Genomic DNA, 14,021 nt, shown 5'->3' on the forward strand with positions numbered 1-14,021 from the left:
GAGTCGCCCGGCGCGGCGCCTCTGTCCGAAGTGAACCAGAGCCCGCCCGTCCTGAAAACGCTCAAGTGGGCCGAACCGTCCCGATGTGGAAAAAGGGACCCGACGGTCCCTTCTTCTTGGCTCAAATACCCATCTTCAGAGGCTGGCCCAGGGGCGCGCGGCCGGGGTCAGCCGCGCTGACCGGCAAAGCGCGCCTGCCACTCCTCGCGCTCTTCGTCCGAGATCTTGCGGAACGGCATCTCGGGCGTGGTGAAGGCCTGACCCGGGGCGAGCCGCTCCATCGCATGGGTCATCTGCGCGGGCCAGGTGTCGTCCTCGCAGCCCATCGCGTCCATCATCGCCTTGGCGGCATCGGGGATGAAAGGCGCGGACAGCACCGCGTAAAGCCGGATCAGGTTCAGCGAGAAGCGGATGATCGCCGCCGCCTGATCGGGGTCTTCCTTGTAGACCGTCCAGGGCGCGGCCGATTGCAGGTATTCGTTGCCCGCGACCCAGATCGCGCGCAGCTCGGCCGCGGCCTTGCGGATCTCCATCGCCTCCATATGCGCGTCATAGGCGCGGATGCGGATATAGAGATCGTCGTTCAGCTCCTGTTCGCGGTCGCCATAGGCGCCGCCCTCGGGCACCACCTCGCCGAACTTGGACCGGCAGAACTTGGTCACGCGGCTGACGAAATTGCCCAGCACGTCGGCCAGGTCCTTGTTCACCGAGGCCTGGAAATTCTCCCAGGTGAATTCGCTGTCCGAGCTTTCGGGGGCGTGGGACAGAAGCCACCAGCGCCAGTAATCGGCCGGAAGGATCGACAGCGCCTGATCCATGAAGACGCCGCGCCCCTGGCTGGTCGAGAACTGGCCGCCATCGTAGTTCAGGTAGTTGAAGGACTTGATGTAGTCGACCAGCTTCCAGGGATCGCGCGAGCCCATGATCGTCGCCGGGAAGCTCAGCGTATGGAAGGGCACGTTGTCCTTGCCCATGAACTGGACATAGCGCACGTCCTCGGCGCCCTCGTCCAGCCGCCACCAGCGCCGCCAGTCGGCCTCGGGGCGGCCGTTCTTCTCGGCCCATTCGGCCGAGGCCGCGATATATTCGATGGGGGCGTCGAACCAGACATAGAAGACCTTGCCCTCCATGCCGGGCCAGTCTGCCTCGCCCTTCTTCACCGGAATGCCCCAGCTCAGATCGCGCGTGATGCCCCGGTCCTGCAGCCCGTCGCCGTCGTTCAGCCATTTTTTCGCGATCGAGGTGGTCAGGACCGGCCAGTCGGTCTTGCTGTCGATCCAGGCCTCGAGATCGCCCCTCAGCGAGCGCTGCTTGAGATACAGGTGCTTGGTCTCGCGCACCTCCAGATCGGTGGACCCGGAAATCGCCGAGCGCGGGTCGATCAGGTCGGTCGGGTCGAGCTGCTTGGTGCAGTTCTCGCACTGATCGCCCCGGGCCTTCTCGTAGCCGCAATTGGGGCAGGTGCCCTCGATATAGCGGTCGGGCAGGAAGCGGCCGTCGGCATTGGAATAGACCTGACGTTCGCTGACTTCCTCGATCAGCCCGTTCTCGGCCAGACGGCCCGCGAAATACTGGGTCAGCCTGTGGTTCTGCGGGCTCGAAGACCGGCCGAAATGGTCGAAGGACAGGCGGAAGCCGCGGGCCAGTTCGGCCTGCACCTCGTGCATCTCGGCGCAGTAGTCCGCGACCGGCTTGCCGGCCTTGGCCGCGGCCAGTTCGGCGGGGGTGCCATGTTCGTCGGTGGCGCAGAGGAACATGACCTCATGGCCGCGGGCGCGGCAGTAGCGGGCGTAAAGATCGGCCGGAAGCTGGCTGCCGACGAGGTTGCCCAGGTGCTTGATCCCGTTGATATAGGGGATCGCCGAGGTGATCAGGATGCGTGCCATCTGCCGTTGCCTTCTTGCCGGATCTTGAGGCCCGTTTATCGCGCCATGCGCCCGAGGGCCAGAGCCTCGTGGGGCTCTGGCCGGGCCTTCGGAGCGCTATTGCGCGGTATAGCCGCCATCGGCGAGGTGATAGCTGCCGGTGATGAAGCTCGCCCGGTCCGACAGAAGGAAGGCCACCAGCCCCGAAATCTCGTCCGACCGGCCCATCCGCCCGACCGGATGCAGTGCCGTCACCCGCGCCTGGGTCTCGGCGTCGAGCCCGTCATCGATCATCGGCGTCCGGACGAAGGCGGGGCCGACCGCGTTGATGCGGATGCCGCGCGTCGCATAGGCCAGAGCCGCCGATTTCGTCAGGCCCAGCAACGCGTGCTTGGCCGCGACATAGGCGGGTGCCGTGGCCATGCCGACGCTGCCGAGGATCGAGCTCATGTTGACCACCGCCCCGCCGCCCGAGGCCTCGATCGCGGGCAGGCCGAAGCGCAGGCCGTAGAAGACGCCGTTGAGGTTGGTGTCGATGACCTCGCGCCAGCCGTCCAGCGGATAGGCCCCGGCATCGGCCGAAGGCCCCGAGATCCCGGCATTGTTGACCAGCAGATGCAGCCCGCCGGTGGTTTCGACCGTGCGCGCGACCAGCGCCTCGACGGCGCCCGGGTCGGACACGTCGCAGGGCATGGCATAGGCCTTGCCGCCCGCCGCGGCGATCCGGTCGACCACCGGGATCAGCTTCGAGGCCGTGCGCGCGGCCAGGCAGACCGTGGCCCCCGAGGCGGCCAGCTCGCAGGCGATGGCGGCGCCGATCCCGGTGCTGCCGCCGGTGACCAGAGCGATTTTCCCGTCGAAGCGGATTTCCATTTTCTTTCCTCCGGTTGCGCGCGATCCCCGGTCGAGATCGGGACCGGGGCAGGGCGGCGCAAGCCGGGGTGCGCTCGGGTCGCAGGGGGACAGGCGCGCACAGGCATCCGCAGGCACAGGTATCAGCAGACACAGGTATCAGCAGAGACAGGCGCCAGCAGAGTCAGGCATCCGCAGAGTCAGGCGCCAGCGGTTTCGGGTTCCAGCAGGGCGGGGTCCAGCGACAGGCGGCCGTCCGCGTCCCGGCTCAGCCGCCAGGCGCGGGGCGGGTCCAGCCGGGCGCGGCGGCGTTCCAGATGCCAGGCGGTGACGCCGGGGCCGTGGCGCGAGGCCATGTGCCAGCGGGTCTCGACCCCGGCGGCGCCGCCCGACCCGGTCGAGAGGATCAGCCCCAGCGGCGCGCAGCGGCCGAGGCTTGCGCCGGTCTCGGCGGCCAGATGCAGCCGCCGGACCGGGGTCAGCGGCGGCGGCGCGGGCAGTTCGGCCACCACCACCGGCACGACGCCCGCGCGCAGCGCCTCTTCCATGCACCACAGCAGGTCCTCGGCCCGCTTGGGCGTGGCCAGGATCAGCCGCCCCGGCTCGATCCATTCGGCCACGCTGTCGGGATAAAGCCGTCCGGGCGCCCAGGCGGGCACGATCCAGAGCACCGGCCCCTCGGTCGCGGCGGCCAGCAGCAAGGCCAGCGCATGGCGGGACGATCCCGTCAGTTCATGGGCGCGCGCCAGCGGCAGCGACAGCGCGCCAAGCGCGGTCAGCGCCGGACGGGAGTGGCCCGTGCGGAACAGCTCGGAGGCAAGCGAAAGCGACGAACCTGACATGGCGAAACTCTATGATGTTCTTTATATGTTCTCAACGCGTTTTCTCCAGCATGACAGCGGGCCGATCTGCTAGAGTGACGGCGCGAACAGGGAGGACCGGGCCTGAGGCACGCCATCGGACAGTCCGTTCAGCCGGGACGGCACGGGGTTTTCGTCCCGGCCATGCCCTTGCGGCTGCGCCCGTGCCGGGTTTCGGGCCGGCGTCCGGGCCGTCGCGCCACTGCTACGGAATGCCTGTCCATCGCCAAATCCGCCTTGCACCCGGCGGGTGGCAGGATACCCTCCCTCCCAGACCGAAACGAGGAACAGAAGACCATGCGAAAAGTGAAGCTGGGCCGGACCGGCCTGGATGTGTCCTGCCTGTGCCTGGGAACGATGACCTGGGGCAGCCAGAACGACCAGGACGAGGCCCATGCCCAGATCGACCTCGCCTATGAGACGGGCGTGCATTTCATGGACACCGCCGAGATGTATCCGGTGGCGCCGGTCCTGGCCGAAACCGTCGGGCGCACCGAAAGGATCATCGGCAACTGGTTCCGGGATACCGGCCGCCGCAAGGACTGGATCGTCGCCACCAAGATGACCGGCGAGGGCCTGAAGGCGGTGCGCGAGGGCGAGCCGATCTGCCGCAAGTCCCTGATCAACGCGGTCGAGGGGTCACTTCGGCGGCTGCGCACCGACTATATCGACCTTTACCAGCTGCACTGGCCGAACCGCGGGTCCTACCATTTCCGCAAGAACTGGCGCTACGACCCCTCGCATCAGGACCGTGCCGCGACGCTTGCGCATATGCACGAGGTGCTCGAGACGCTGGACGAGCTGGTCAAGGCGGGCAAGATCCGCCATTTCGGCCTGTCGAACGAAAGCGCCTGGGGCATGGCGCAATGGCTGCGCCTGGCCGAGGACAAGGGTCTGCCGCGGGCCGAGACGCTTCAGAACGAATATTCGCTGCTCTGTCGGCTGTATGATACCGATCTGGCCGAACTCGGCGTCAACGAGGACGTCACGCTGCTGGCCTACAGCCCGCTGGCCGCGGGCCTTCTCAGCGGCAAATATGCGGGCGATGTCACGCCCGAGGGGTCGCGCCGGTCGCGCAGCCCCGATCTTGGCGGCCGGATCACGCCCCGGGTATGGGAGGCGGTGTCGGGCTATCTGGCGATTGCCAAGGCGCATGGGCTCGACCCGGTGCAGATGGCCATCGCCTTCGTGGCCAGCCGTCCCTTCCCGGTGATCCCGATTATCGGCGCCACCTCGACCGCGCAGCTGGAAATCGCGCTGGGCGCGGCCGACCTGACCCTGTCGCCCGAGGTCGAGGCCGAGATCGCGGCGATGCACAAGGCCTATCCGCTGCCCTTCTGACGCGGTCGCCTCTCGCCGGTCCGTTGCATCTCTGGCACGGCCGGCATCCATCGCGCGTGTCTTCCCCTTCGGCCCTTGCCCCCGCGGACGGGGGGGACATTATGGGCGCTGCGGATGGGGGAAATGCATGAACGTTCAGACGGATCGCGGGCCGGGGCGGGGCCTTGCCAGGACGGGCGGAAGACCGTGACCGGCGCCGTGGCCATACTGGGCGCCGGGGTCGCGGGCGCGGGCTGGGCCGCGCGCTTTGCGCTGATGGGCTGGACCGTGCGCGTCTTCGACCCCGACCCCGAGGCGGCCGGGCGCGTGGCTGCGGTGCTGGACAATGCCCGCCGCGCGCTGCCGGGCCTGTCGGACCGCCCCTTGCCCGCCGAGGGCGCGGTGATCCATGCCGCCACCATCTCGCAGGCGGTGTCGGGCGCGGACTGGATCCAGGAAAGCGTGCCCGAGCGGCTCGATCTCAAGCGCACGCTTTACCAGAAGGTGCAGGAACACGCGGCCGACGAGGCGATCATCGCCTCCTCGACCGCGGGCTTCACGCCGACCGCGCTTTACGGGCAAAGCGCCCGGCGCTGCCAGATCCTGGTCGCGCATCCGTTCAACCCGGTCTATCTGCTGCCGCTGGTCGAGCTGGTCGTGGCCGAGGACACGCCCGGCTGGGCGCTCGACCGTGCGCATGAGGTGCTGCGCGGCATCGGCATGATGCCCCTGCCGGTCCGGCGCGAGATCGACGGCCATATCGCCGACCGGCTGATGGAGGCGGTCTGGCGCGAGGCGCTGTGGCTCGTGCATGACGGGGTCGCCACCACGGCCGAGATCGACGATGCGGTGCGGATGGGCTTCGGGCTCAACTGGGCGCAGATGGGGCCCTTCGAATCCGCGCTGCTGGCGGGGGGCGCGGCCGGGGTCGACGAGGTGGTGTCGCGGATCGGGCCGGGGCTCGATCTGCCGCGCACCCATCTGACCGAGATGCCCGAGGCGACCGAGGCGCTGGCCCGCACCGTGGCCGAACAGACCGGGGCGCAGGCGGGCGACCGGCCGCTGGAAGAGCTGGAACAGGTGCGCGACAAGAACCTGGTCGCGGTGTTGCGCGCGCTGAAATGGGCGGGCTGGGGCGCGGGCGCGCATCTGCGCGGCTTCGACGCCCGGCTGGATGGCGGCGAGATCGACGTGGCCGGGCCGATCCGTACCGTGGCGCGGACCGTGCCGCTGGACTGGACCGACTATAACGGCCACATGACCGAGCCGCGCTACATGCAGGTGTTTTCCGACGCGACCGACCGGATGATGGAGCTTGTCGGCTGCGACGCGGCCTATGTCGCGGGCGGGTCGAGCTTCTTCACCGCCGAATCCCATATCCGCCATCTGGCCGAGGCCAGGGTCGGCGACGCGCTTCGGGTCGAAAGCCTGTGCTTGGCGGCGGGCGGGCGCAAGATGCATCTGTTCCACCGGCTGTTCTCGGACGGCCGCGAGATCGCGACTGGCGAGGCGCTGCTGGTGCATGTCAGCCTCGAGACCCGGCAGGCCTCGGAGCCCGGGCCGGACGTGGCGCGCCGGATGTCCGAGATCGCCAGCGCCCATGCAACCCTGCCCCGCCCCGAGGGTATCGGCCGCGCAGTCGGGCAGAAACCGGGCTGACGCAAGGGTCGGCTCAGGCCAGCCGCTGGAACCGCGAGACCCTGTCGCGATTGTCGAAGAACGGCACGCTGGCCGGGGGCAGGCCGCCCCGGATCAGTTGGCTGACCTCGGCCAGCACCACCTCGGTGATGAAGGGCAGGTTGAACCGGCGCACGTCGGCCAGCGGGATCCATTGCAACTGGCTGAGCTCGTCCTCGGCACGCGAAAAATCGTCGGGGTCGCTGGCCAGCGCCTCGGCCTCGACCAGGAAGAACCGCGCGTCGAACCGGCGCGGCCGCCCGGGCGGGGTGATCGCGCGGAAGATGAAGTGAAAGCCTTCGGGCGAGGGCAGGTGGCCCGAGGCGGCAAAGCCGCGCCAGCCCTTCGGCGCCGGACCCGGCCAGGCCCCCGGGCGCCCGAGGATCAGCCCGGTCTCTTCCCAGAGCTCGCGGATCGCGGCCGCCGCCAGCGCCCCGGCCAGCGCCGGATCGGCCTCGGCCGTCAGCCGCCGGGCACAGGCGGGCGACAGCGGGCAGGCCAGCGGCACGTCCCCGTCGGCCGCGTCGACCGCGCCGCCGGGAAACACCACCTTGTTGGGCATGAAGGCCGCGCTTTCGCCACGCTGGCCCATCAGCACACGCGGGCCGGTCGCGGCATCGCGCACCACGATCACCGTGGCCGCGTCGCGGATCGGTTGGTCGTCTATTCCGCCGGATGGCCGAAGCCGTGCATCCGTTTCGCCCATTGCAGCGCCACCATTATCCCAGTCAACCGGGGCAGAAGGTATAGGGCAAGCGCGACGCAGCCAACGGAAAAGACCGAGGTCAGCACCAGCGGGTCGGGACGGAACGCCGTGACCGCCCCGGCCACCAGCGGCGCGGTCAGCAGGCCCACGATCAGCACCGTCAGGTAGGCCGGGCCGTCATCGGAATGGTGGTGGTGCAATTCCTCCATGCAGACCGGGCAGTGTTCGCGCACCGTCAGATAGCCCGACAGCATCGGGCCTGCGCCGCAATTCGGGCAGCGCTTGCACCAGCCGCGCAGAACGGCCGCGCCAAGGGGCCTGGCATGAGATCCCATCATGTCCTGTTTCCGTCTGTCCCAACTGCACGCCGTCCCCGGGCGTGCTGGTCTGAACCTAGTCAAGCGTGGAACGGTTAAAAAGATGGCCGTCTGTCCTTGCGGCGGGATGTCGCAAAACGGCGCCTGGCGGGGTCCGATGCCGGCCGGGCGGCGCGAGTCGCGGCGCGGCGCGGGTGTCGAGACCCCCGCTTATCGTCCGATGTATCACCGAAAGGCCTTGTTTTATTGGGTTTCCGGAAGATCTTTGGTCAGCGATTTGTTCCCCTCACACACCCGTATTTGACCAGCGAACGTCAGGGCGCGAAGAGAAAACCGCCCGAATGGGTGGCCCGGATGACCGGTCGAGCAGGAGTTTGCGGCTTGGGCCGGGGGGATCGGCCTTCCGGCAATAGAGCCGTTCCCCCCCGCGATCTGAAGCGATTGGCGCAATGCCCCGGGCATCGAGTACTGCCCTCATCGCCTTGACCGCGACGGACCGGGACGCCGCAAGGTCTGCGAGGCTGACATGATCACGCAGACACCTCTTGATGTCTGCCCCCACGATGAACCACGATGAACCTCGTCTGCGCGCCCTTGGCGTTCGTCACGGAACGTTCGGAGATACGGGTCTTGATCCTCATGGTCGCGCAACGGGTCCTCCGGACAGGCCGGGGCGTCAGCGCCCTGCAAGAGACGATGACGGTCGCGGAACTGCGCGCCGCGCTGGAGGCCGCCCGCGCGCTGGGTCTGGACGACCGGGCCGCACATGCCCCCGGCGCCAGCGCCCTGACATGGCCGAAACCCGTTTCGGTCAGGGGGGCAGGGCAGCCGATGGGCAACATCCCGATCTTCTCGACCCGCGCGAGTGACATTGGCAGGCCGCCTCGGCCATCAACTGGGGCGCACTGGCCAGAGATCCGGTCCCGTTGCGTCGTCAGGGTGTTCGAATCCGTGCCCGGTTGATGCTATATGCCGTCACGAACGCCGCGCCGCGCGGACTCGAAAGCCCATCCTGCCGATCAACCACCAAGGAGTTTCCCATCGACGCTCATCTGCTTGCCGTCCTGATCCTGTCGCCCTTCGTGGTGGCGTTCCTCTACGCCGGCATCCACGAATACCTCCGGTTCAGATCGGAGGGCCGGGCGAGCTATGGCCTGGTCTTCGACGAAGAGACGGGAACCTCTTACGTGACCGGAATCGGCGAGGACCAGGAGGGGTTCGATCCGGAAGAGTTCAATCCCGACGCCTACAACGACCCCGACACCGCCGACGCGCCCGAGGACAGCCGGGGCTAGGCGTTTCGGTCTGCGCAGATTTCGGGTCGGTTTCCTGCGGCCGCCTGGCACCGCCATGGCAGGCCGTCTCGTCCTTGCCCGGCTTGGCCCCGATCTCGCCGGGTGCGCTTGCTGCCGATGTCCGGGAGCGCGCGCCTTGGCGCCGTCGCGCCTGCGGAGCGCGAACGCGGCCTCTCATGTCCTCACCATCGCGAGAGATCGCCTGACAGGGGCCATAGGTCAGCCCCTGCCAAGGAACGGGGACGACAGGCGGACGTTGGGGAACAGAAGCGACATTGAAAGGATACGACATGAAGGATGGTCTCAGTCCCGACCGCGCCCTGACCACCACGAACCCGGCCACGGAGGAGGCGCTGGAAACCTATCCCCTGATGACCGACGCAGAGATGGTGGCTGCGCTCGAAGCCTGTCATGCCGCCTTCGACCGGTGGCGGCTGGAAACGCACGCGGAGCGCGGCAAGGTTCTCAGGGCCATCGGCCGGGAGCTGCGCGAGCGCAAGGAAGACCTTGCCCTGCTGATGACGCGCGAGATGGGCAAACGGCTTCAGGACAGCCGCGACGAGGTCGATCTTTGCGCCGCGATCTGCGACTGGACCGCCGAAGCCGGTCCCGAGGTTCTGGCAGACGAAGAGCGCAGCCTGCAGGATGGGCGCAAGGGCGTCATCGCCAAATCGCCGATCGGCGTTGTCTACGGCATTCAACCGTGGAACTTTCCGGCCTATCAGGCGGTGCGCTATGCCATCGCGAACCTGATGGCGGGCAACGGCGTCCTGCTGAAGCATGCCGGCAATTGCACCGGCTCCGGCCTCCTGCTGCGCGACATCTTCGAGGATGCGGGCCTGCCGAAAGACCTCTTTACCGTCATGCTGATCGACCACGACCAGTCCGACGCGCTGATCGGGCACAAGCTGGTGCGCGGCGTCACCATGACCGGCAGCGCGGCGTCCGGCCGCAAGATCGCGGCCAAGGTCGGCGAGCACCTCAAGAAGACGGTGATGGAACTGGGCTCCAACGACGCCTATCTGGTGCTGGAAGACGCCGACATCGACCTCGCGGTCAAGACCTGCGTCGCGGGCCGGATCTACAACAATGGCCAGACCTGCGTGAATGCCAAGCGCTTCATCGTCACTGACAAGGTCTATGACGCCTTCGTCGAGGGCTATGTGCAGGCGATGGGCGATGTGACTCTGGGCGATCCTACCGAGGAGGAGACCGACCTCGGCCCCATGGCCCGCAAGGACCTGCGGGACACCCTCCACGAGCAGGTCGAAAAGTCCGTGGCGAAGGGCGCGAAGATCGCCGTGGGCGGCGAGATGCCCGCGCGCACCGGCTATTTCTACCCGGCGACCGTCCTGACGGACGTGGCCCCCGGCCAGCCGGCCTATGACGAGGAACTTTTCGGCCCCGTGGCTTCGGTGATCCGGGCCAGGGACGACGAGGACGCCATGCGCATTGCCAATGACAGCCGCTTCGGCCTTGGCGGCGGCATCTTCAGCCGAGACGAGGCGCGCGCGCGGAAGCTGGCGAAAGAACATTTCGACACCGGCATGGTGTTCATCAACCACTTCAACCTCGCCACGCCGGAAATGCCCTTCGGGGGCGTGAAGGACAGCGGCTACGGGCGCGAGCATGGCGGTTTCGGCATGACCGAGTTCATCAACGCCAAGGCGATCACCCTGCCTGGCTGATCGAGACGACGGGGGCCTCCGTCCCTCCGTGGCGGGGGCAGCCCGCGCCCGACGTCGGTCAGGCCGCGCCGATACTGTCCTGTGCGATATCCGGAAGGCCCGGTATCGCCACCATGCAGACCTGATGGATGTCTCCGAGGCTGATGGACGGACCGTGGTCCGGGCGCGGGCTTGGTGATCCATGTCTTCTCGATCCAGCGCCTGCTGCCGCTGCCAAGGCCGCGCTGCGGGTCTGCAGCAAGAGCCTCTGGAGGGAGGTCCCGCCCAAGGGCGTCCGGGTGCTGCGCATGGCCGCCCCCGGCCGGATCGAGACCAGGGCCGCGATCCGGCTGGCCGGGCGCCTGGCCGCCGAGACCGGCACAGACCCTGAGGGCGGCCCACGAAGCGCCGGGAGATCGCCAGCCTCATCGCCGTCCTCGCCTCCGACCGCGCGACGGCCTTTATCGGCACCGAATATCTGATCGATGGCGGCACGGTGCCGACCGCACGACCCGTCGCCGACACCGACAAGGGATGCGGACCATGTGCCCACGGGATCTCTTTTCCCGGAGGCGCATGGAAAGAAGGTCAAGCGGGCATCTTGTGCCGTTCAGTTGTCCGCGGGCTCTTCCGGACGTGCTCGCCGCTCCGGACGGAACGCTGGATCGGGACGACCTGCCACCTGGGAGCCTGCGGGGGCAGGGACGGCGTGCGGCGCCGTCCGCGACGAGACGGCGATCAGACGGCGCATCCGGGAGACGAGGGCTGCCGTCCCTCAGGGGATCGGTCCTCGTATTGATATATTTCAACCGGTTAGTCAGGGGGGGACAGGAATGGCCCGGCAACTGGACAACACCTCTCCCCGTTTGGACAATAATTGCCTGTCGGGGCAGACGGAAACCGGCGCGCGCTCCGTAAGAGATGAGGAAGGCGGGCGGCACGGGGTCGTCCGGAAGCAACGACCGAAGGAGACCGAGATGGCATGGACTGTGACGAAGATGTCGACCGCGGCGCTGGCGATCGGGGCGGCGGCGATTCTGGGCCTGGCCGAGCCGGTGATGGCGCAACAGGGGCCCGGGGCCGGAGCGGGCGCCGGTATGGGCGCCGGAGCAGGAGTTGGTGCCGGAGCCGGAGCCGGAGCAGGTGCGGGCCGTCAGGGCAGGATGTTCGACCGCATGGATGCGGACGGCGACGGCGCGATCACGCTTGAGGAATTCACCGCCCGCGCACGGGCCCGCTTTGCCGATCTGGATACCGATGGCGACGGCAAGATCTCGGCCGAGGAGGCGCAGAAGCTCGGCCCGGCCGGACGCCAGGCGCGGGCAGCCGGTCAGGGTGGCGGTCAGGGCGGCAAGGGCGGTCCGGGCTGCGGCGGTCCGGGCATGCACGGCATGCAGGGCGGTCATCACGGCATGCATCGCGGCGCCGGGATGCAGGGCGGCTGCGGCATGGGTCAAGGCATGGGCATGGGGCACGGAATGGGGCCGGGCATGGGCATGGGCGGCCAGGGCATGGGCATGCCCGGGGCCTGTGGCGGGCGCGGTGCCGGGATGCAGGGGCCGGGGCCGATGGGCGGCGGCTACGGCATGTTCGGCGGGCTCGAGGGCACCGGGCCGATGGGCTATGGCGGCTTCGGCGATCCGACGCTCAGCCCCGAGGACCGCGCCGAGCGCGCCCAGCGGCTGGTCGACATGATGGATGCCGATGGCGATGGCCTGCTCAGCCCCGAGGAACTGGCCCAGCGGCCGGGTCCGGCGATGATGTTCAACCGGATCGACGCCGATGGCGACGGCGTGCTGACGCAGGAGGAATTCGAGACCGCTCTCGAGAAGTTCCGCAGCTTCATGCGCGACCAGCGTCAGGTCCCCGCGCAGTAAGGCGCTGACGCGGTGCGGGCGGGGAGAACCCGCCCGCTTGCCGCGCTCCGTGCCACGGAGTAGGCCAGAGGCAGGATGCACATGCCCTTCGACGCCGCAGATCAGGACACGGACGAGGCGCTGCTTCTGGCCTATGGCCGGGGCGACGCCCGGGCCGCGCGCGTGCTGACGTTGCGGTTGACGCCCTGGGTTCTGGCCTATGCGCGCAGGCTTCTGCGCGACGCCGCCGAGGCCGAGGACGTGGCGCAGGAGGCGATGCTGCGGCTCTGGCGGATCGCGCCCGACTGGCGGAGTGGCGAGGCCAAGGTGACGACCTGGCTTTATCGCGTCGTCACCAACCTGTGCACGGACCGGCTGCGGCGGCGGCGGGGGGCGGCGCTCGACGCGGTGCCCGAGCCGGTCGATGACAGCCCGGGGGCCGAGACCCGGCTGCAGCAGGCGGCGCGGGTGGCGGCGCTGGACGCAGCACTGGCAGGGCTGCCGGACCGGCAGCGGCAGGCGGTGATCCTGAGGCATATCGAGGGGCTTTCGAATCCCGAGATCGCCGCCATTCTCGAGATCGGCACCGAGGCGGTCGAAAGCCTGACCGCGCGGGGCAAGCGGGCGCTGGCCCAGGCTCTGGCCGGGCGGCGCGAGGAATTGGGGTTCGACGATGACTGACCCGAGGATGAACGACCACGAGATCGAGGCGCTGTTCGCGGCCGCCCGCGCCGAGCGGGCCGAGCCCTCGGCGGCGCTGATGGCGCGGATCATGGACGACGCGATGATCGCGGCGGCGGAGGCTGCCGCGCCGCGTCCGGTCGCGCCACGTCCGGTTGCGGCGCAGACGGGGCGGCGCGGGCTGCTGGCGGTTCTGGTCGCCGCGATCGGCGGCTGGCCGGCGCTGGCCGGGGTCGCGACCGCAGGGGTCTTCGGGCTCTGGATCGGCTATGCCGGGCCGGGCGATGTCGGCACGCTGACCGCCACGATCCTCGGCTCGGCCTATGGGCCGAACGACCTGGTCCCAAGCCTCGACACCTATCTGACGGAGGGATGAGCATGTCCGATCCTGCCGCATCCGCAGCGCCGCGGCGCCGGAGCTGGTTGCGTCCGGCGCTGGGCCTGAGCCTGGCGCTGAACGTGCTGCTTCTGGGGCTGATCTGCGGCGCCCTGCTGGGGCACCGGCCGGGCGGCGGTCCCGACGATCCCGGGGCGATGATGGCGCTTGGTCCCTACGGGCGGGCTCTGGACGAGGCCGACCGTGCGGCGATCCGCGAGGCGCTGCGCACCGAGGCGCCGCGCTTCCGGCAGGAACGGCGCGAGGTCCGGCAAAGCTTCCGCGACCTGCTGGCGGCGCTGCGGGCCGAGCCGTTCGATGCGGCGCAGGTGTCGAGCCTGCTCGACCGGCAGGAGCGGGGGGTGCAGTCCCATGTCGATCTGGTGCGGCAACTGATGATCGACCGGCTTGCCACGATGAGCCAGGCCGAGCGCGCGGCCTTCGCCGACCGGCTGGAAGCCGTGCTGCGGCGCGGCCCCCCGCGCCATGATCACAGGGACCGGGGCGGTCCGCCCTCCGATCCGTGAACCCCGAGCCCTGAAACCCGAG

General features: G+C 69.1%; 14 protein-coding genes. 9 read left to right on the top strand and 5 right to left on the bottom strand.

The features are described from left to right. Positions 1-167: 167 nt before the first annotated feature. The 3 genes from metG to C8N38_RS05745 all read right to left on the bottom strand — a co-directional run bounded on the left by metG (position 168) and on the right by C8N38_RS05745 (position 3,559). A complete protein-coding gene (gene metG, locus C8N38_RS05735) occupies positions 168-1,886 on the bottom strand; it encodes a methionine--tRNA ligase (RefSeq protein ID WP_108024814.1) in 1,719 nt (572 codons plus the stop codon). Between the two features lie 96 nt (positions 1,887-1,982). After that, on the bottom strand, positions 1,983-2,738 hold the full coding sequence (locus tag C8N38_RS05740) for an SDR family NAD(P)-dependent oxidoreductase (protein ID WP_108024816.1): 756 nt from the start codon (positions 2,736-2,738) through the stop codon (positions 1,983-1,985). Between the two features lie 179 nt (positions 2,739-2,917). Continuing rightward, positions 2,918-3,559 carry an ImuA family protein gene (locus C8N38_RS05745; RefSeq protein WP_245895528.1) on the bottom strand — a complete coding sequence of 214 codons (642 nt, stop codon included), beginning with the start codon at positions 3,557-3,559 and terminating at the stop codon, positions 2,918-2,920. A 315-nt stretch (positions 3,560-3,874) separates the two neighbouring features. Here C8N38_RS05745 and C8N38_RS05750 point away from each other — a divergent pair, with 315 nt between their 5' ends. Together C8N38_RS05750 and C8N38_RS05755 are read left to right on the top strand one after the other, a co-directional pair. Next, positions 3,875-4,918: an aldo/keto reductase gene (locus tag C8N38_RS05750; protein WP_108024817.1), complete on the top strand. Its 1,044-nt coding sequence runs from the start codon at positions 3,875-3,877 to the stop codon at positions 4,916-4,918. Between the two features lie 123 nt (positions 4,919-5,041). Further along, positions 5,042-6,556, top strand: a complete 1,515-nt coding sequence (locus C8N38_RS05755) for a carnitine 3-dehydrogenase (RefSeq protein WP_245895530.1) — start codon at positions 5,042-5,044, stop codon at positions 6,554-6,556. A 13-nt stretch (positions 6,557-6,569) separates the two neighbouring features. Here the strand turns inward: C8N38_RS05755 and C8N38_RS05760 are convergent, their stop codons facing one another. Together C8N38_RS05760 and C8N38_RS05765 are read right to left on the bottom strand one after the other, a co-directional pair. Then, on the bottom strand, positions 6,570-7,280 hold the full coding sequence (locus tag C8N38_RS05760; RefSeq protein ID WP_108024821.1) for an NUDIX hydrolase: 711 nt from the start codon (positions 7,278-7,280) through the stop codon (positions 6,570-6,572). After that, the gene (locus C8N38_RS05765) at positions 7,238-7,618 is read right to left on the bottom strand and encodes a DUF983 domain-containing protein (protein ID WP_108024822.1); all 381 of its coding nucleotides are present in this window, start codon (positions 7,616-7,618) and stop codon (positions 7,238-7,240) included. The genes C8N38_RS05760 and C8N38_RS05765 overlap by 43 nt, the downstream gene beginning before the upstream one ends. A 552-nt stretch (positions 7,619-8,170) precedes the next feature. Here C8N38_RS05765 and C8N38_RS05770 point away from each other — a divergent pair. The 7 genes from C8N38_RS05770 to C8N38_RS05810 all read left to right on the top strand — a co-directional run bounded on the left by C8N38_RS05770 (position 8,171) and on the right by C8N38_RS05810 (position 13,999). Beyond that, positions 8,171-8,560 (top strand): hypothetical protein, encoded by a 390-nt coding sequence (locus tag C8N38_RS05770; protein WP_108024824.1) that lies wholly within the window; start codon positions 8,171-8,173, stop codon positions 8,558-8,560. Beyond that, positions 8,560-8,892: a hypothetical protein gene (locus C8N38_RS05775; protein WP_342750289.1), complete on the top strand. Its 333-nt coding sequence runs from the start codon at positions 8,560-8,562 to the stop codon at positions 8,890-8,892. Before C8N38_RS05770 ends, C8N38_RS05775 begins: the two co-directional genes overlap by 1 nt. A gap of 290 nt (positions 8,893-9,182) precedes the next feature. Further along, entirely contained in the window at positions 9,183-10,580 is a 1,398-nt protein-coding gene (locus C8N38_RS05780; RefSeq protein ID WP_108024826.1) for an NAD-dependent succinate-semialdehyde dehydrogenase, read from the top strand. Positions 10,581-11,536: 956 nt separating this feature from the next. Further along, complete coding sequence (locus tag C8N38_RS21365) at positions 11,537-12,436, top strand: EF-hand domain-containing protein (protein ID WP_158272306.1); 900 nt, start codon at positions 11,537-11,539, stop codon at positions 12,434-12,436. 75 nt (positions 12,437-12,511) lie between these two features. Then, entirely contained in the window at positions 12,512-13,096 is a 585-nt protein-coding gene (locus C8N38_RS05800; RefSeq protein WP_108024827.1) for an RNA polymerase sigma factor, read from the top strand. Continuing rightward, positions 13,089-13,472, top strand: coding sequence for a dihydroorotate dehydrogenase (locus C8N38_RS05805; RefSeq protein ID WP_146176230.1), 384 nt, complete (start codon positions 13,089-13,091; stop codon positions 13,470-13,472). The genes C8N38_RS05800 and C8N38_RS05805 overlap by 8 nt, the downstream gene beginning before the upstream one ends. A 2-nt stretch (positions 13,473-13,474) precedes the next feature. Further along, on the top strand, positions 13,475-13,999 hold the full coding sequence (locus tag C8N38_RS05810; RefSeq protein WP_158272307.1) for a periplasmic heavy metal sensor: 525 nt from the start codon (positions 13,475-13,477) through the stop codon (positions 13,997-13,999). The last annotated feature ends 22 nt before the right edge of the window (positions 14,000-14,021 follow it).

Origin of the sequence: Rhodovulum kholense (assembly GCF_003053725.1) — a bacterium.
GTDB lineage: Bacteria > Pseudomonadota > Alphaproteobacteria > Rhodobacterales > Rhodobacteraceae > Rhodovulum > Rhodovulum kholense.